The following is a 17166-nucleotide window of genomic DNA, read 5'->3' as shown; positions in this document are numbered from 1 at the left end:
CCGCACCCCCGGGATAGGTAAGGTCATGGTCGCGCAACAAGTCAAAGAAGTGGCATCACCAGAGCCCAATAAGGCTGGCGCCGCTGGCAAGGGGTCGAAGAAGAAGGATCAGACGGGCATCGCCTATCTGTTCCTCTCCCCGTGGATCGCCGGAGCGGTGCTGCTCACCATCGGTCCGATGGTGGCCTCGCTGTACCTGTCCTTCACGGACTACAACCTGTTCACCGCGCCCGAATGGGTCGGTCTGGACAACTACATCCGACTGTTCACCCAGGACGACCGGTTCATGTCCTCGGTGGGCGTGACTTTCCAGTACGTCTTCCTCTCGGCGCCGCTGAAGCTGGCGGCCGCACTCGGTGTCGCGTTATTGCTCAACCGACCGAGGAAGGGCCAGGGCTTCTACCGGTCCGCGTTCTACGCGCCCTCGCTGCTGGGTGCCAGCGTCAGCATCGCTCTGGTGTGGCGGTCGCTGTTCACCGACGACGGTGCGGTCGACAATGTCCTCGGGTTCATCGGCATCAACACCGGCGGCTGGATCAATCAGCCCGACTACGCCATGTACGTCATCGTCATCCTGGCGGTCTGGCAGTTCGGCGCCCCGATGGTCATCTTCCTCGCGGGCCTCAAGCAGATCCCGCAGGACCTCTACGACGCCGCGGCCGTGGACGGCGCGAGCACCTGGAAGACCTTCACCTCGGTGACGCTGCCGATGCTGTCGCCGGTGATCTTCTTCAACCTCGTGATGGAGATCATCAACTCGTTCCAGTCCTTCACCGGCGCGTTCGTGGTCAGCAACGGGCAGGGCGGCCCCGCCGACTCGACGCTGTTCTACACGCTGTACCTGTATCAGCGCGGGTTCCAAGACTTCCAGATGGGCTACGCCTCGGCGATGGCGTGGCTGCTGCTCCTGACCATCGCACTGTTCACCGGACTGCTCTTCAAGACGTCCGGCCGGTGGGTGTTCTACGCCGGAGAGGACAAGTAGATGACGACCGCGACCCTGAGCGCACCCGAGAACCGGGGGCCCTCCCCCGTCGTCCCGAAGAGCAGTAAGAAGCCCGGCCGGGTGCGCAGCATCATCTGGCATATCTCGATCCTGGCGATCATCGCCGTACTGCTCTACCCGATCGCCTGGCTGCTGGGCGCCTCGCTGAAGCCCGCCGACGAGGTCATCACCAGCCTGTCGTTGCTTCCCGAGAACCCGACCTGGCAGAACTTCGACGATGCCCTGCAGGGCATCGGTGGCACCAGTTTCGGCACCTACCTGTTCAACTCGCTGTTCATCGCGGGTGGTTCGGTGATCGGCAACGTGTTGTCCTGTGTGTTGGCGGCGTACGCCTTCGCCAGGCTTCGCTTCAAGCTGAGCAAGCCGATGTTCGGCTTCATGCTGATGACGCTCATGCTGCCGCACCACGTCGTGCTGATCCCGCAGTACATCATCTTCCAGAACCTCGACATGGTCGACACGTTCTGGCCGTTGATCCTGCCGAAGTTCCTCGCCACCGAGGCGTTCTTCGTCTTCCTGATCATCCAGTTCATGCGCGGTCTACCGCGTGAGTTGGACGAGGCCGCGACGATCGACGGCTGTGGCCCGCTGCGGCTGTTCTACTACATCATCCTGCCGCTGGCCCGACCCGCGTTGATCACCACGGCGATCTTCACGTTCATCTGGACCTGGAACGACTTCTTCAGCCAGTTGATCTACCTCAGCACCCCGGACAACTACACGTTGCCGTTGGCGCTGCGGTTGTTCATCGACCAGACGAGTGTCTCGGCCTACGGCCCGATGTTCGCCATGTCGGTGTTGACGCTGGTGCCGATCGGCCTGTTCTTCTTCGCCTTCCAGCGATACCTGGTCGAAGGCTTGGCAACCTCGGGATTGAAGGGCTGACCATGGCCTCGGTGACCACGGGTGGGCGTGGCAACATCTTCGGCGGCCGGTTCGTGCTGTTCGCCGACACCCTCTATCTGGGGGTGCTGGTGTTCTTCGCCGCGCTGCCCGTGGTCACCGCCTTCGCCGCGGTGACGGCGGGCGCGGATCTGTTGCGGCATCGCGTCCGCGACGACAGCACCTTCACGATCGGCCAGTATCTGCGGCGCGTCGGCGCGATCATCGGCGCGCAGAAGGCCGTGCTGCTGGCCCCGCTCGGCGTGCTCGCGGTGTACGTGCTCAATTCGATCGCGCTGGCGGCGGGGATGCCCGGCGCCGAGTTCTATCGGCCGGTGCTCATCGGACTGTCCGCGATCGGTGTCGTGATCGGTCTCCGCGCCGCGCTGCTCTGGACGGCCGAGAGCGGCTGGACCAGTGCGGTACGCGAGGCCATGCTGACCACCGTTCGGGATCCGGGTGGCAGCGCACTGCTGTTGGGTGCGCTGGTGGCGTCGGTCGTCATCATCGGACAGACCTGGTTGATGCTGCCGTTGGTGACCGGCCTCATGCTGCTCGCCGCGGTGGCCGTGACGATGCGAGGGCGAAAGTGAACGGCAATACGGTGACGGTGGCCCAGGTCGGCGCGCACGGCTACGGCCGGGTCCACCTGGACAATCAGATCGGGCTCACCGACCGAGGCGCCATCCAGGTGATCGGCATCGCCGACCCCACCCCGCCGCACGCCGAACTCGTCGATCGGCTCGGTGGGCCGAGGGTGACGGGCTCGCTCGATGAACTGCTGGCGCGGCAGGTCCCCGACATCACTGTGATCGCCACCCCGATCCACACCCATGTGCCACTCGCGGTGCAGGCCATGCGCGCGGGTTCGCACGTCCTGGTGGAGAAGCCCCCGACCGCGACGCTCGCCGAGTTCGAGGAACTGCTCGCGGTGTCGGCCGAGACCGGACGGGCCTGCCAGATCGGCTTCCAGAGTCTGGGTTCCACCGCGCTGGACCGGGCCCGCGAGTTGATCGCCGACGGCACGATCGGCGAGCTACGCGGCATCGGCGGCGCGGGAACCTGGATCCGGGATGCGTCCTACTACGGGCGTTCGGCCTGGGCGGGCAAGCTGGTGCTCGACGGAGTCGCCGTCACCGATGGGGCGCTCACCAACCCGTTCGCCCACGCCGTCGCCTCGGCGTTGCGGATCGCCGATGCCCAGGAGCAGGGCAGCGTGCGGTCCATCGAGGTGGAACGCTTCCGCGCTCATCCGATCGAGACCGACGACACCGCCTGCGTCCGGGTGGTGACCGCTGCGGGCCTGCCGGTGACCATCGCGGTCACCCTGTGCGCCGAGCAGACCCGGGACCCGGTTCTCCTGCTGCATGGCAGCACGGGCACCGTGCGTCTCTGGTACACCCGCGACGAACTGCGGCTGGAGGTCGACGGCATCGAGCAGGAGAGCGGGGTGTGGCCGCGCACCAACCTGCTGGGCAATCTCGTCGAGCACGTCGCGGATCCATCGGTCGCTCTGCTGTCGCCCGCCACCCGCTGCCATTCGTTCATGGCGGTGCTGGAGGCGATCCGGCTGGACGGACCGGCGACGGAGCTCGCGGCCGAGCACTATCGGATGGTCGGAGAGGGACCGACCCGTCGCCCGATCATCGACGGCGTCGACGCGGTGGTGCAGGCCAGCGCGGAGCGGGTCGCGTTGTTCTCGGATCTGGGCATCGGCTGGTCCTAGCGGGCTGCGGGTCCCGTGGTCCGCGGTCGCGCGGACCGGTCCCGACCGGGTGAACCCGGGAAATGATCGCCGGTCCGTCACCTCTGATCGCTTAACGTGATCATGGGGGTGCGATATGTCCATTCTTCGGCAGGTGGCCGCGCGAACGCTGGCCGCCGCACAGCGGACCGAGCAGGCTCGTCAGGCGCTATCGGTAGCGGCCGTACGCCTCGATGAGGCGCTGGACATCGCCACGAGAGCCCTGGAGGGGGCACGGGCCACGAGCGCAGCACAGGGCCTCGCGCTGCTCGTGCGCGCTCGACAGACCATCACGGAGGAGCAGCACCGTCTCGCCCAGGCCGAAGGCGTCGTGCTTGGTTTCCATGCCGCCCTTGCGTTAACCGATGGGGTGGGTGGCGCGACCTATACACACGAAACACAGGCTGCTGCCGGACCACGCGCCTCGTCGGAACCGGGCGCTCACACTCGTCGTTCCCAACGTGAGGTCACCGCAGCGTTAGGAGTCGGCGCCTGGGACGGTCTCACTGCGGCCGAGCATGTGATCGATGCGGGACGTGCCATCGGTCGGCACCCTGCGCGCCGAAAGAAATATGCGATACGGGAGGTGCGGTCGGTCGAGGAGCTTGATGCCCTATTCGACGCCCTCAGTAGTGGTGGCGAGCGGTTACACGATGCGACCTACGCTGGATCGTCGGTCTTGTTGCCGGACGGAACGCGCATCGGGTACCGAACGAAGTCGAAGACGACGGTCGAGCCCACTATCGACATCAAACTTCCCGATCAGCGACGGTTGAAGATTCACGTCAATACTGAAGGGTGGATCGATGATGCTGGCTGAGCTTCGTCGCTACGTCGTCGAGGAAGCCGAGGAGGACTGGTTCTCCTTCGACGACATGCTGAGCATGATCCGTGAGGTCACCGGCTCATCCGATGACCTGCTGCAACAGGCAGGCGAGGCAGCGGTGCAGTTCGTCCGAGAGCAGACCATCGTCCCGGGCACCCTCACCGAGACCGAGGGCTTCACACCCTGGCCCACCTCCCCCACCGAATCCGCCGACCGCATCGAACACGAGGTCGCCGCCATGATCCGCGACGGCATCAGCCCCATGCCCGGCCAGATCTGCTGGTTCGACCTGCCTGCCACAGCGCAGCCGCCGCAGGACTGAGGCCGCCGAGCGGCCCCGCAGGATCGAGTGTCGGAGGCAACGGGTCGCTCGAACCCGGAGCCTCCGACTCAGACCGGCTCTTCGCACGCGCCGGTCCGTCGATCACGCTGGATCAGCGCAGCTGCCCCGAGCCCGCCTTGGCATTCACTAGAGCGGGCACCGCGACCGCAGGCCAGATCCGGGTGTGCCGGGTGGGGTTCCAGCCGACCGCGTCGGACAGTTCACCGCCGTGTGCGTCGTTGTGCGCTGCTCGCAGGTCGACTCGACGCCGTCCCCGGTCGTCGGCGACCATGTCGCCCGTGCTGTGCACGGTGGTCCCGCCCCAGTTGTAGATCACGTCGCCCGCGGGCACACCGGACATCCGGAAGAAGTTCCGATCCGAGCGGATCGCCGACTCGACGCCGACGCCGTAGCTGTACAGGTATCCCTCGCCCTCGCGGATCACGTAGTGGTTGTTGTAGATGTGCACCTGTCCGAAGCGAACCCTCGGTGCGCGCTGCAGGATGCCGTCGAAGAGGTTGTGGTGCAACGTGACGCGCAGCTTGCCCCGGTCGGTGAAGCGGGTGTTCGAGGAGCCGATCAGCATCGTCTTGTCATGGTCGCGGAACACGTTCCAGGACACCGTCACCAGGTCTGATCCGTTGGTGATGTCGGCCAGCCCGTCGTGAACCTGGTAGGGCACGCCGTAGTAGTCGGGCAGTTCACTGTCGGGGAATCGACCGTCGTGGAAGGTGTTGTGGTCGATCCAAACGTGGGTCGCCTCCACCAGTGAGATCGCGTCGTACTCGGAGTTCCAGGCGCCCAGCTCGCCGTCGGTGGGGTCCCATTGCGGGAAACAGTCGACGGGTGCCTCGAACTCGATGTTGCGGATGATCACGTTGTCCACACCGGACACCCGCAGACTGGTGCCTCGGATCTCGGCGTCGTCGCCTACCCCGACGATGGTGGTGTCCGCGGGTACATCCAGGCGAAGGTGCGCGGCCTGGTTGGTGGCCGAGCGGGCTCGGGCCTCTTCCAGCGGCCCACTCGGGTCGGCATCGCCCCAGGTCTCCGGGTCGTAGGCCTGGAGATAGGCGTCGAGGGTGTAGCCGGGGTCTGCGTGATCCTGGCAGGTCAGCTGATTGCCCTCGGCATCGATGTCGCCGTCGATGATCCCCTCGACCTCGATGATGCTCGGCCTGTCCTGCGCCGCACGCAATGCCTCGGTGAGTTCGGCATGGTCGGTCACGCGGTACACGTCCTCGCCGGCTGCGCCCGCGCCGCCGGTGGTGCCGCCGTCGGCCGAGGCCCACCCGTCGTTGGCGGGCAGGACCTGTCTACCGAGTTCGCCGTGGTGGCCCGGACCGGGTTCGATGGCATCGTCCGCCGAGGCGGTAATCGACCCGGCCAGTCCCGCTGCGGGCACGGCCAGGGCCGATGCCAGCGCGATGACAATCGCTCTTCGCATGGTGCTCCTTATTCATTCGATCAATTCGATCTATCAACAATGCCCGCATCGTCGAATATCGACGATGCACGACCGCAAACTCAACCGGAGCAGCACTATATTTCTCGCCATTCGGGACACCCGCCGTGCAAACCGGGGAATCGGGTCACGAGAAACGCTTTCTCGCATTCGGTTCAGCGAGTCCACCCATGCCCCAATCTCAGCCGAGTAAGCGCTTTCCGTCACCCTATTGGCCGGGGAACTCCTGGTCAACACCCGACTACGGTGGTAGCCAACCGCTCCCCATCTAGACCGAAACGAGCGAGAATACGCTCGGCGGACCAACAATTTGGACCGTTCGGCTCATTGAGCGATCGCGCGGAGTGATGGTAAGAATGACGGAACTTGGATAACGTTTTCCAAGTCCTTCGGCATATGGTTTCCATTCCCCCGAATAGCCACCGAAGGTTCGCAGCGACCCCCGCTATCCCCCATCGGCTGCACGTGGAAAGGGATTGACAATGACGTCTTCCTCAGTACGTACCTCGCGCCCGAACAGACGGTTGACCGCCGCGTTCGCCGCCGCAGGTGCCCTCCTGCTCGCCATCACCAGCGTGACCGCCGCTCAGGCCGATCCGGCCGAGCCCACCGCCGACCCCGGCGTGCTGCAGGCGGGCCCCATCGGTTGGGCCTCCACCAACGGCGGCACCACCGGCGGCGCGGGCGGGAGCACCGTCACCGTGACCTCCGCCTCCCAGCTCATCAGCAACATGCAGGCCAGCGGTTCCCGGATCATCCAGGTCAGCGGCACGATCAACCTGAGCGGGATGAACGACATCGCCTCGGACAAGACGTTGATCGGCATCAACAACGCCCGGATCAACGGCGGCGGCATCGACGTCGACGGCGCGCACAATGTGATCATCCGCAACATCACCTTCGCCAATGCCGACGACGACTCGGTCAACGTGCAGGACGGTTCGACCAACATCTGGATCGACCACAACACGTTCCTGCCCGGCTATGACGGCTCGCTCGACATCAAGCGGGAGTCGGACTTCGTCACCGTCTCGTGGAACCACTTCGACGGAACGGACAAGACCTCGCTGCTCGGCCACAGCGACAACCACAGCGCGGACGCGAACCACCTGCGGGTGACGTACCACCACAACTTCTACGACAACACCAACACCCGTAACCCGCGCATCCGCTACGGCCGGGGCGTGCACGTGTTCAACAACTACTACCTCAACAGCAACGAGTACGGCATCGCGTCGACCGAGAACGCCTCGGTGCTGGTCGAGGGCAACTACTTCCAGGGCGTCGACACCCCCACCGAGGTCGGCTACGCCAGCTCCGACCCGGGCGACCTGGTCGAGCGCAACAACGTCTACTCGAACTCCGGTTCGCCCAACACCCGAGGCAGCTTCGTCGGAGTGCCCTACTCCTACAACGCGGACTCCGCGTCGAGCATCCCCTCGATCGTCGGCAACGGCGCGGGCGTGTCCTGACGCGAGCAATTCCTCCCAGCCACACCATGACTGCATGACCGCGACCCGCAGCCGCCGTCAGGGCGCTGCGGGTCGCGGCCGTTGCCGGGGGGTGACTGACGCAGGCTAGTCGTGCCGAATCGCCGTCCTACTGCGAATCCGCAGGCAGAGCGGTCACCCGAACCCTGTCGACAGCAAGGAAACCGGGTTCCGTCGCCGCAGGCTCGGCAGCAGGCTCGGCGACCGCGAACAGCCCGATCTTGGCGCCCACCCAACGACCGGCGGTCGCCGCGAAGATCGCGTCGGCGCCGCCACCGAGTCCGACGAACTCCCCATCCGCACCCGCGACCGCGAACCGGCAGTGACCGCCTGCGGTCACCACCAGCCGAATACGCACGCTGGTCGCGAGATTCTCGGTGGCCAGGTTCCTGGAGTCCAGTTCGGTCTCCACGTCCTCGTCCGCGCGCCTGCGTCGCAGCACCACGCGCTGACCATCCGGGCCCGCGACGATCCCGGCCCAGGCGTAGTCGTAGCCGATCACGACCACCCCGCCCCGCCGGTCGGCCTCCGTCGCACCGGAATTCAGGCCCAGGTCGACGGTGACCACGAACTCCTCGGCGGGCATCCGTCGGGTGAGCACCTGACCGAGGGACCGCAGATCGCCCGCGTTCTCCTCCGGTAGCGCCGCCAACCGCAGGGTGCCCGGCTCCTCGGACAGCGACCACCAACGCGGGTCCGGATTGGCCTGCCAGGACCACTGCGGACCCAGTTCGCCGGGAGCGAAGGTCTCCTCGACGACGCGGTCGGCCGGGTCGATCGAGGGCAGGGCGGGCTTGGGGTGGACCAACACCGGCCGTCCGCAGCCGTTCTCATCCGGGTCGACACCGATGACCGGCCATTCGGACGGCAGCCACTGCATCGGCTGCAGATGCACGATCCGGCCGTAGACCCCCCGGTCCTGGAAGTGTAGGAACCAGTCCTCGCCTGCCGGGGTGTCCACCCAGGCGCCCTGGTGCGGCCCGTTGACCTCGGTGTCGCGCTGCGCGAGCACGATCCGGTGCTCGTAGGGACCGTCGATGGAGCGGGATCGGAACACCGACTGCCAGCCGGTGGCCACCCCGCCTGCTGGGGCGAAGATGTAGTACCAGTCCCCGCGGCGATACAGCTTGGGACCCTCCAGGGTGTTACAGCCCGGTACCTGGTCGCCGTCGATCACCAGGTGTCCGTCGTCGAGCAACTCGGTGGCGGCCTCGTTCATCCGGTGCAGTGTCAACCGGTTCTTGATCCCGGATCGGCTGGCCGCCCAGCCGTGCACCAGGTAGGCGGTCCCGTCGGCGTCCCAGAACGGGCAAGGGTCGATCAGTCCGAGACCCGGCTTGATCAACCTCGGTTCCGACCACGGGCCCTCGATGTGCTCCGCGTCCAGCACCCGGATCCCGAAGTCGGGGTCGCCGTAGAAGATGTAGAACCGCCCGGCGTGATGGCGCAGGGCGGGCGCCCACACGCCCTTGCCCGGTTGCGGCGTGGCATAGACCTCGGTGGGCTGCTGCTCGGGTAGTGCGTTGGCGATCAGTCGCCAGTCGACGAGGTTGCGGGAGGTCGCCAGCACCAGCCCCGGCACGCAGGCGAAGGTCGAGGCGACGAGGTAGAAGTCCTCGCCGACGCGGATGACGTCCGGATCGGACAGATCGGTGAAGAGGACCGGGTTCCGGTACGTCCCGTCGCCCAGATCGGCCACCCACGGCGGTTCGTCGCCCTCGATCTCGGTGACCGTCGGTTCTGCGCTGTTCGACACGAAGGCGACCTCTCGTTCGGTTGCGGCCGGAGGAAAGTCAGGCGGCCGGGGTCGAAGGTGCTCGACCCCGGCCGCCCGGTGTACTACTCGATCAGGTGAGTGGGCATCGATGGTGCGGCGCGGTGGTAGATCGGCCACTTGAAGACACGATCCCCACGACTGCGTCCGGCACCATCTCGCACGGTTCGACGGTGGGCGACATATCGTCTTCGGCGTTCATCGGGACGGTTGGATCATCGTCGTCGCGACGACCCGCCCTCGCTATCGATCGCCCCGAGGACGAATACGGATTCGCACTCGACGAACCGGCGTTCACGCCATCGAACCGTGTGAGGTTCTCGTCAGCCGATCGATTGTTCCGCCTCGCCGATCAACTGTGCGGCGGCCTCCTCGACGGACATCCCGCCGAAGTTGAAGGAATCGTAGACGACGGTGAAGGAACGCTTCACCGATCCGGCGCCAGCAGGCGGCGCGGGCGGCGCACCGCTCAGCATCCCCGCCACGCTTTCCTGGTACTCGAAGACCTGTTGATTGGGGCCGTCCAACTCCGAGGCGATGGCCTCGCGGACCGCGCTGTTGGGCGGCATGCTGCGCACCACGCCCAATTCCTGACCCGCCTCGACGTTGTTCACCATGAAGTCGATCAGCTGCGCTGCTTCTTCCGGGTGCTCGCTGGCGGTACCGATGCTGTACATCGAGGCGGCGCCCGCGGTCATCCCGCTGCTGCCGGTGTCGGTGGGCCACGGCGACAGCGTGATCTCACCGTCGAAGGCCGCGTGGTAGCCGGGCGCGGTGGAGTCGTAGTTGAACTCGCCGCCCGCACGGCCCGCCAATAATGGCGAGGTGTCGGTACCGCCGGTGAAGGTGGTCGTCACCTCGGCAGGGGTGAAGGTTCCGTTGTCCTGCAGGCCCTTGGTCCAGGTCCAGAAGGCGACCAGGTCGGCTTCCTCGAAGCCGAGGGTGCCGTCCGGGTTGTAGAGCGCCTTGCCGTCCTGACGCAGCCAGAAGTCGAACCAGTCGGAGAATCCGCCGACGTCGGTGTAGCCGTAGACCTCGCCGTCGGTGGCCTCGTGCAGCTCGGCGCCCGCGGCCTCGAATTGCGCCCAGGTCCAGCCTGCCTCGGGCGGCGTGACTCCGGCTTCCTCCCAGATGGCGTTGTCGAGCAGGATCGCCTGGGTGTTCTGTCCGGCGGGCAGGCCGTACAGAATGCCGTTGATGCTGCCCGCATCGATCAGCTCGGTGGGCAGGCTGCCGGTGTCGATTCCCTCACCGACGTATTCGCCGAGGTCGCGAAGCACTCCCCGATCGGCGAACTCCCGGAGGAACGGGGTGTCCGTCTGGATGACGTCGGGGCTGTTGCCGCCCGCGACCTGGGTGGAAAGCCGCTCGACGTAGGCGTTGTAGTCGGCGTAGGACACCTCGACCCTGATATCGGGGTTCTCGGCCATGAAGAGGTCGATCGCCGCCTGGGTCGCCTGGGCACGCTCGTCGTTGCCCCACCATTGGAAGGAGAGTTCCACCGTGCCGTCGTCCGGGGTGTCCGCGCACGCCGTCAATGCGCTCCCCAGGGCGAACACCGCCACAATCGCACCAGCCCGTTGTCTTCGTGACCGAGACACCGGCACCTCCCTCTCGACACTAAGCTGAGAATGCTTCGTATTGCCTGGGTCACAGATGCTAAGCAGTCCTCATCAGACCGTTGCGACCGGGCACAAACTTGACCCGCTCGTATCATTTCCTTAACGGATTTGGTACTGATATTTCCGCCGAATGGATCAATGATTCATGACGCATCGTTACTACGGCGGCACTAATTCCGACGTTATGTGACTCCGAGTGCTCCATTCGGTTTACGGCAACCCAGAACCAGTGATCGATTACACAAAAGTCCCTACCCGGCGTGTCGCGGCAGACATCCGCGCACAGGTCTGGCGAATTCGGCCACAGTCGGCCCGCACAATCCCCGCGACGACACGGCAGCACGCCGAGCCCGGTTTACGCAGAACAACGCCCCGACCACCTCGGCGGCCGGGGCGCAATCGCGGCGGCCCTCAGTCCGGCCAGGCGAAGGACTGATCCCGTCCGTCGCTCCAACGCACCGTGATCACCGGCGTGGCACCGTCCGACTCGACGACGGCCACGGAGAGCACCGACAGCGTGGACTCGCTGTCCTGTCCCGCGAGTTCGAACGCCGCCGCATACACCGCGCCCAACTCGAGCGGCGCCGCACCGACCAGTACCGAGGTCGCCGAGAACCGGTCCAGCGCCGAGGCGCCCTCGGCCCGCAGCGCAGGCGCCGAGATCAGCCCGCGCAGTCCCCTGGACCGCGCCCGCAGCCCACCGGCCACCATCGTCTCCTCGCGCATCTGGGACTCCCCCTGCGCAACGGTCCCCGACTCGACCTGCGGCGGTTGCGCGCCTGCCAACGGCCAACCGGTCACCCGCAACGACACCGCGTCGACGCCGACCGGATCACCGGTGGCGGGCTGGGCGGCGGGCAACCCGGCGGCTGCGTCGTCGGACTCGGTGATCCGGACCAGCCGAACCTCCCACGCGCCTCGCAGGACCGACCCGACCGTCACCACCGGGCCGATCCGGAACTCGGTGCCCTCCTCGTCCACCGACCAGTGCGCCCGGTGTCGGGAGAAGCCCACGCCGTCGACCACGCCCAGCGGCGTCACCGGTGGCCGCATCGAGGGCGAGCCCGCCGCATCCACCAAGGCCACCGTGGCGTCGGTCGGCTCGGCGGCCAGCCCCCGGCCCCGCCGCAGTTCGAGCGCCGGATCCAGCTGCACGGCGGTGTGGGTGGAGTACGCGTAGGCGGTGTAGACCGGCAGCTCGACGGCGAGCCGCTCGTCCGAAGCCCGGTCGGTGCCGTGGTTGACCACGCGGACGACACCGTCCGATTTGGTGCCCGAGACCAACCAACCCGGCGCGGGGAGATCGAGTTCGAAATCCGACTCCTCCACCGGCATCGGCGCCTCGGTGGCCGTCCACACCGGATGGTCCGCAGGCAGCAACAGCCCCAACATTCCCTTGCTCGCCCAATACGGCGAGGCAGGCCCGGAATACCACTGGGCCAACGGGGGGTAGGAGCCGTGCCATCCGGTGGTGAGCACGTCGTCGGCGTCCAAGGCACCCCGGTCCAGGAAGTACCGCAGCGTTCCGCTGGCCCAACGCCGCAACACACCGGGCTCGAACGGTCCGGAGTCGAACACCGCCGAGGCCCAGACCGGCGCCAGGGCGGCCCACCGGTAGGTCAACGACCGGCCCTGGAACAACGGGGCACCGTCCCCGCCGAACAACGCGGCGTGCCCGGGCAGGAACTCCCGCAGGCGATCCAGGTAGGTCGAGCGCCATTCCTGCGCCGCAGGCAGTCCCGGGGACATCCGACACCACCACAGTGGATAGAGATGGAAGGCCCAGGCGTTGTAGAAGTCGTACTTGCGCAGTCCACCGTCGGTGTACCAACCCGCGCCGCGATGCCAGGACTCGGTCAGCTCGCAGTTGCGGTCCAGATCGGCCTGCGACCACGGCCCGCCCACCGAACGCAGGAACGACTCGGTAACGTTCTGGAACCAGATCCAGTTGTTATCGATGGCCGGCTCGCCGACCTGCGGCGCGAGCCACTCGACCACCCGCTGTCGGACGTCGTCGTCGAGCCGGTCCCAGAGCCACTCGCGGGTCTCGTGGAGTCCGATCACGACCGATGCCGCCTCGACCTTGGCCTGGCCGGTCTCGGCGAAGGTCGGCCACCGTTGCGCGTGCCGAGGATCCGTTCCCGCCGCCAAGCCCTCGGCATACCGGCCGAGGAAGTCGTGCGGGTCGTCCCCGCCGCTGCCCGCGATGCGGAAGGCCGCGGTCAGGAAGGTCCGCGCGAATCCCTCCAGGCCATCGCTCCATTCGCCGGATCTCGACGGGGAGCCGGGCAGCCGGAACTGCGCATGGGTCGAGGACGCGTGTCGGCGCACGCCGAGCAACATCCGGTCGGCGGTCTGAGCCCAGTGATCCCTGGTCCACCCGGTGATCGGGGACAGCTCTCGATCCTCGTCCGGCATTCGCACGGCGATGGCACCTCCTCGTGACGAGGCCGATAGTGCCTGCTTGCGAGCCGGGATGGCGTCGACGCCGTCGGCGCACGACCTGATCCGGTCAGATCCTCGACAGCGGCCGGCCCGATGCCTTCCCATTCACCTGGCGGGCCCGAAGTCGGGCTCGCCTCGACGACGTGGAGGGCAACGATGCCGACCAGTATCCGGAAGAGCCGAGTCGGACCGCGCGGCCCAGCCGCTGCGGCCGTGTCGCTGCTGGCGGCCTGCGGAGTGCTGGCCGGGTGCGGCGGCTCGGGGTCCGATGATGGTCGAGTCTCGTTGGACTTCACCTGGTACGGCAACGACAGCAGGGCCGAGGCGACCCAACAGGCCATCGATCTGTTCGAGGAGCGCAACCCGAACATCACGGTGAACACCTCGTTCTCCGGGTTCGACGCCTACTTCGAGAAGCTCTCCACCCAGGTCGCAGGCCGCAACATCCCCGACGTGGTGCAGATGGACGCCGGCTACCTGCGCGAATACGCCGAACGCGGGATGCTGCTGGATCTCAACGAGTACATCGGCTCCGAGATCGACACCGAGTTGGTCGACCCCAACGGCCTGCGTTCCGGCACGCTCGCCGACGGCCAGTTCGCCGTCCCGCTGGGCCGCAGCACGCAGACCATGGCCTACAACCCCACCATCTGGGCGGACGCGGGCCTGGAACCGCCGGAGATCGGCGACTTCACCTGGGACGACCTGATCGAGGCCTCGGAGGCGATCAGCGAGAACACCGACGGCGAGGTCTACGGGATGACCGACCCGGGCTGGGCCATCGACTGGTTCCAGTTCTTCGTCCGGCAACAGGGTCGCGATTTCTACACCGAGGAGGGCATCGGTTTCGACGAACAGGACGTCGTCGACTACTGGACCTTCACCCAGGACCTCAGCGAGTCCGGCGTGTTCACCCCGGCCGAGATCACCAGCCAGCACACCGGGGCCGTGGACACCTCCCCGCTGGTGTTGGGCGACGCCGCCTCGGAACTGAACTACCTCGGCAGCTCCGCATCGCTGTTCCCGACCATGGGCGATGACGTCGCACTGGCCCCTGGCCGAGCAACGCCGACGGCGAGATGGGCATCTACGCCTCGACCTCGATTCAGATCGCCATCGGCAGTCAGACCGAGCATCCCGCCGAATCGGCCGCGCTGATCGACTTCCTGATGAACGACGTCGAAGCCGGCGAGATTCTCGGCACCGTCCGGGGAACGCCGCCCAACAGCGAGGTGCGTGCCGCGGTGGCCGCCGATCTGGACGGCGTGGACAAGATCCTCTTCGACTTCGAGGAGAGCATGGCCGACGTCATGAGCCCCGCGCCGAGTTCGCCGCCGCCGGGCTGGGGTTCGCTCAAGCGCACCTTCACCCGGATCTACGACTCGATCAACTTCGGCGATCTCACGATCGAGGAAGGCGCCGAGCAGGTGATGAACGAGGCCGAGCAGCTGCTCAGCTGACCAAGCGGGTCGGCGGTCTCGGGCTAACGCTCGAAGATCGCCGACCAGCGGCGGGCGGCGGCATCCCATGCGGGGATGTCGCCACCGGGTCGGTATTCGTGCACGTCCTGCGTCGCGGCGACCAGGGCACGCATCGCGGTCAGATCACCGACCCCGGCCGCTCCCACCGCCCTGGCCTGCACCAGCAGGTTGCCCAACGCGGTGGCCTCCACGGGACCGGCGACCACCGGAATGCCACAGGCATCCGCGGTCCACCGGCACAACAGCTCGTTGCGAGAGCCGCCACCGACGATGTGCAGGACGTCGACCTCGCGATCGGCCAGTTCGCAGGCCGTGCGCAAGGTGCGGCGGTAGGCCAGCGCGAGGCTTTCCAGGATGCATCGCACCAATTGGTATCGGTCTGCGGGCACCGGTTGCCCGGTCTCGCGGCACACCTCGGCGATCCGCGCGGGCATGTCCCCCGGCGCTAGGAACCTCGGGTCGTCCGGGTCGATGAGCGAGCGGAACGGCGCCGCCTCGGCCGCCCCGCTCAACAGCTCGACCACCTCGGGCTGCTGTCCCCGCGATTGCCAGGTCCGCAGGGACTCCTGGAGCAACCACAGGCCCATCACGTTGCGCAGATAGCGGGTGGTGCCGTCGACACCGAGCTCGTTGGTGAAGTTCGCGGCCCGACTCGCCTCGGACAACACCGGCGCGGCCAGTTCCAACCCGACGAGCGACCAGGTGCCGCAGGAGATGTAGCCGAACCGGGTCCCCGTGGCGGGCACCGCGACGATCGCCGAGGCCGTGTCATGGGAACCGACGGCCACCACCGGTGTTGCGTGGCCGCCAAGCTGATCGCGGGCGGACCCGGCGAGCACGCCGATGGTCTCGCCCGGTTCGCGCAGCCGGGGCAGCAGTGCCTCGTCGATCCCCGCATCGCGGATCAACTCCCGCGCCCACCGCCGCTGTCCGACGTCGAGCAGCTGGGTGGTCGACGCGTTGGTGACCTCGGCGCCGAATTCGCCGGTCAGCCAATAACAGAGCAGGTCGGGGATCAGCAACAGCCGCCGCGCCGAGGCCAGGGCCGGGCTGTCCCGCGCCGCCACCAGCTGGATCAGCGTGTTGATCTGCATGAACTGGATGCCGGTGGTGGCATAGATCCGGCGGGCGCCGAGCTCGGCACGCACCTGATCGAGGACGCCGTCGGTGCGGGCGTCTCGATAGTGAATCGGGTTGCCGAGTAGTTCACCGCCCGCGTCGAGCAGCCCGTAGTCCACCGCCCAGGAGTCGATCCCGATGCCGTCCAGCGGCCCCAGCTCCGAGGCCCGGCGCAGACCGGCGAGCACATCGGCGTAAAGCCGCAGGATGTCCCAGTGCAGCCGGTCGTCGTCCGCGCCGCGGGGCACGCGGATCGGCTTGTTGTCGAATCGGGCGACCTCGGTGGTGGTCAGTTCGCCTCCGCCGACTCGCCCGAGGATGACCCGGCCGCTGGACGCGCCGAGGTCCACCGCCGCGCACGACACCGTCGATCCGCCGCCGCTCGGCCCCGATGAACTCACGCGCCTGTTCCCTTCGTCGTCATGAAACCCGCCCGTCGTGCCATGGGCGCGGCGGGGGAATCCGGTGCGTCCACCCGTTTGCCGGGCAGCCGAGGACACAGCGGGACCCGCACCGGGAGACGACCGGGCACGCGCTTCTAGATCGCCCGGGATCACGACGCCCTGCACCGGCCGGTCGCACCGAGATGTCGACTCCGGTTTCGGGTCGACACCCCGGCGTGGCCAGGACCGGACGTCACGGCAGGACGGTCGGGTAAGGGGGTCTGCGGGCATCGGCCCGCACACCGTTGTCGGGATGGGCTTGGCTAGATCAGCCCACGCCGAGCCGCCCAGGCCACCGCCTGGATCGGCGTCTGCACGCCGAGCCGATCGCACACCCCGCGAATCCGCCTACGCAGGGTTCGGTTGGACGTGCACATCCGCCGCGCGATGCCGTCGAGCAGATAGCCGTCCGCGAGCAGCGCGAGAATCATGCGCTCCTCCCTGGTCAGTCGGACCTCGATGACCCGCTCGGATCTGCTCAGCCTGCTCTGGCCTCGCTCCGAATCGGTCGTAGCCGGTCGTACCGCCAACGCAACCATGGGGACCT

15 protein-coding genes are annotated in these 17166 nt (G+C 67.2%); 9 read left to right on the top strand and 6 right to left on the bottom strand.

Going from position 1 to position 17166, the window contains the following annotated elements; all coding sequences use genetic code 11:
• Positions 1–25: 25 nt before the first annotated feature.
• From BKA25_RS06575 to BKA25_RS06550, 6 genes are all read left to right on the top strand, one after another.
• Positions 26–985 carry a carbohydrate ABC transporter permease gene (locus tag BKA25_RS06575; RefSeq protein WP_084643301.1) on the top strand — a complete coding sequence of 320 codons (960 nt, stop codon included), beginning with the start codon at positions 26–28 and terminating at the stop codon, positions 983–985.
• A complete protein-coding gene (locus tag BKA25_RS06570) occupies positions 986–1891 on the top strand; it encodes a carbohydrate ABC transporter permease (protein WP_084643302.1) in 906 nt (301 codons plus the stop codon).
• 11 nt (positions 1892–1902) lie between these two features.
• A complete protein-coding gene (locus BKA25_RS06565; protein WP_157421205.1) occupies positions 1903–2481 on the top strand; it encodes a hypothetical protein in 579 nt (192 codons plus the stop codon).
• The gene (locus BKA25_RS06560) at positions 2478–3614 is read left to right on the top strand and encodes a Gfo/Idh/MocA family protein (RefSeq protein WP_069851284.1); all 1137 of its coding nucleotides are present in this window, start codon (positions 2478–2480) and stop codon (positions 3612–3614) included. The genes BKA25_RS06565 and BKA25_RS06560 overlap by 4 nt, the downstream gene beginning before the upstream one ends.
• A gap of 133 nt (positions 3615–3747) precedes the next feature.
• The gene (locus tag BKA25_RS06555; protein WP_157421206.1) at positions 3748–4452 is read left to right on the top strand and encodes a hypothetical protein; all 705 of its coding nucleotides are present in this window, start codon (positions 3748–3750) and stop codon (positions 4450–4452) included.
• Entirely contained in the window at positions 4439–4780 is a 342-nt protein-coding gene (locus BKA25_RS06550) for a hypothetical protein (protein ID WP_236750350.1), read from the top strand. Before BKA25_RS06555 ends, BKA25_RS06550 begins: the two co-directional genes overlap by 14 nt.
• Positions 4781–4892: 112 nt before the next feature.
• Here BKA25_RS06550 and BKA25_RS06545 read toward each other — a convergent pair whose 3' ends face one another.
• The gene (locus BKA25_RS06545; RefSeq protein ID WP_069851288.1) at positions 4893–6227 is read right to left on the bottom strand and encodes a pectate lyase family protein; all 1335 of its coding nucleotides are present in this window, start codon (positions 6225–6227) and stop codon (positions 4893–4895) included.
• A 500-nt stretch (positions 6228–6727) separates the two neighbouring features.
• Between BKA25_RS06545 and BKA25_RS06540 the strand changes: the two genes are divergently transcribed.
• On the top strand, positions 6728–7717 hold the full coding sequence (locus tag BKA25_RS06540) for a pectate lyase family protein (protein ID WP_069851290.1): 990 nt from the start codon (positions 6728–6730) through the stop codon (positions 7715–7717).
• 127 nt (positions 7718–7844) lie between these two features.
• Here the strand turns inward: BKA25_RS06540 and BKA25_RS06535 are convergent, their stop codons facing one another.
• From BKA25_RS06535 to BKA25_RS06525, 3 genes are all read right to left on the bottom strand, one after another.
• Positions 7845–9491: a glycoside hydrolase family 43 protein gene (locus tag BKA25_RS06535; RefSeq protein ID WP_069851292.1), complete on the bottom strand. Its 1647-nt coding sequence runs from the start codon at positions 9489–9491 to the stop codon at positions 7845–7847.
• A 341-nt stretch (positions 9492–9832) separates the two neighbouring features.
• Entirely contained in the window at positions 9833–11110 is a 1278-nt protein-coding gene (locus tag BKA25_RS06530; protein ID WP_069853966.1) for an ABC transporter substrate-binding protein, read from the bottom strand.
• Between the two features lie 432 nt (positions 11111–11542).
• Positions 11543–13549: a DUF2264 domain-containing protein gene (locus BKA25_RS06525; protein ID WP_069851294.1), complete on the bottom strand. Its 2007-nt coding sequence runs from the start codon at positions 13547–13549 to the stop codon at positions 11543–11545.
• 183 nt (positions 13550–13732) lie between these two features.
• Between BKA25_RS06525 and BKA25_RS06520 the strand changes: the two genes are divergently transcribed.
• Together BKA25_RS06520 and BKA25_RS06515 are read left to right on the top strand one after the other, a co-directional pair.
• Complete coding sequence (locus BKA25_RS06520; protein ID WP_172803849.1) at positions 13733–14734, top strand: ABC transporter substrate-binding protein; 1002 nt, start codon at positions 13733–13735, stop codon at positions 14732–14734.
• A gap of 11 nt (positions 14735–14745) precedes the next feature.
• On the top strand, positions 14746–15036 hold the full coding sequence (locus tag BKA25_RS06515; RefSeq protein ID WP_157421207.1) for a hypothetical protein: 291 nt from the start codon (positions 14746–14748) through the stop codon (positions 15034–15036).
• Between the two features lie 23 nt (positions 15037–15059).
• Here the strand turns inward: BKA25_RS06515 and BKA25_RS06510 are convergent, their stop codons facing one another.
• Positions 15060–16577, bottom strand: coding sequence for a rhamnulokinase (locus tag BKA25_RS06510; protein ID WP_236750351.1), 1518 nt, complete (start codon positions 16575–16577; stop codon positions 15060–15062).
• A gap of 305 nt (positions 16578–16882) precedes the next feature.
• Positions 16883–17158 (bottom strand): helix-turn-helix domain-containing protein, encoded by a 276-nt coding sequence (locus BKA25_RS06505; RefSeq protein WP_069851302.1) that lies wholly within the window; start codon positions 17156–17158, stop codon positions 16883–16885.
• Positions 17159–17166 lie beyond the last annotated feature (8 nt).

Origin of the sequence: Actinoalloteichus hymeniacidonis (assembly GCF_014203365.1) — a bacterium.
In the GTDB taxonomy this organism is placed as follows: Bacteria; Actinomycetota; Actinomycetes; order Mycobacteriales; family Pseudonocardiaceae; genus Actinoalloteichus_A; species Actinoalloteichus_A hymeniacidonis.
The sequence above is the reverse complement of the archived record's forward strand: the minus strand, read 5'-3'. Positions and strand labels throughout refer to the sequence as shown.

Coding starts and splice junctions, on each gene's coding strand:
- BKA25_RS06575 (WP_084643301.1), top strand. CDS start 26: ATGGTCGCGCAACAAGTCAAAGAAGTGGCATCACCAGAGCCCAATAAG.
- BKA25_RS06570 (WP_084643302.1), top strand. CDS start 986: ATGACGACCGCGACCCTGAGCGCACCCGAGAACCGGGGGCCCTCCCCC.
- BKA25_RS06550 (WP_236750350.1), top strand. CDS start 4,439: ATGATGCTGGCTGAGCTTCGTCGCTACGTCGTCGAGGAAGCCGAGGAG.
- BKA25_RS06545 (WP_069851288.1), bottom strand. CDS start 6,227: ATGCGAAGAGCGATTGTCATCGCGCTGGCATCGGCCCTGGCCGTGCCC.
- BKA25_RS06540 (WP_069851290.1), top strand. CDS start 6,728: ATGACGTCTTCCTCAGTACGTACCTCGCGCCCGAACAGACGGTTGACC.
- BKA25_RS06525 (WP_069851294.1), bottom strand. CDS start 13,549: ATGCCGGACGAGGATCGAGAGCTGTCCCCGATCACCGGGTGGACCAGG.
- BKA25_RS06520 (WP_172803849.1), top strand. CDS start 13,733: ATGCCGACCAGTATCCGGAAGAGCCGAGTCGGACCGCGCGGCCCAGCC.
- BKA25_RS06515 (WP_157421207.1), top strand. CDS start 14,746: ATGAACGACGTCGAAGCCGGCGAGATTCTCGGCACCGTCCGGGGAACG.
- BKA25_RS06505 (WP_069851302.1), bottom strand. CDS start 17,158: ATGGTTGCGTTGGCGGTACGACCGGCTACGACCGATTCGGAGCGAGGC.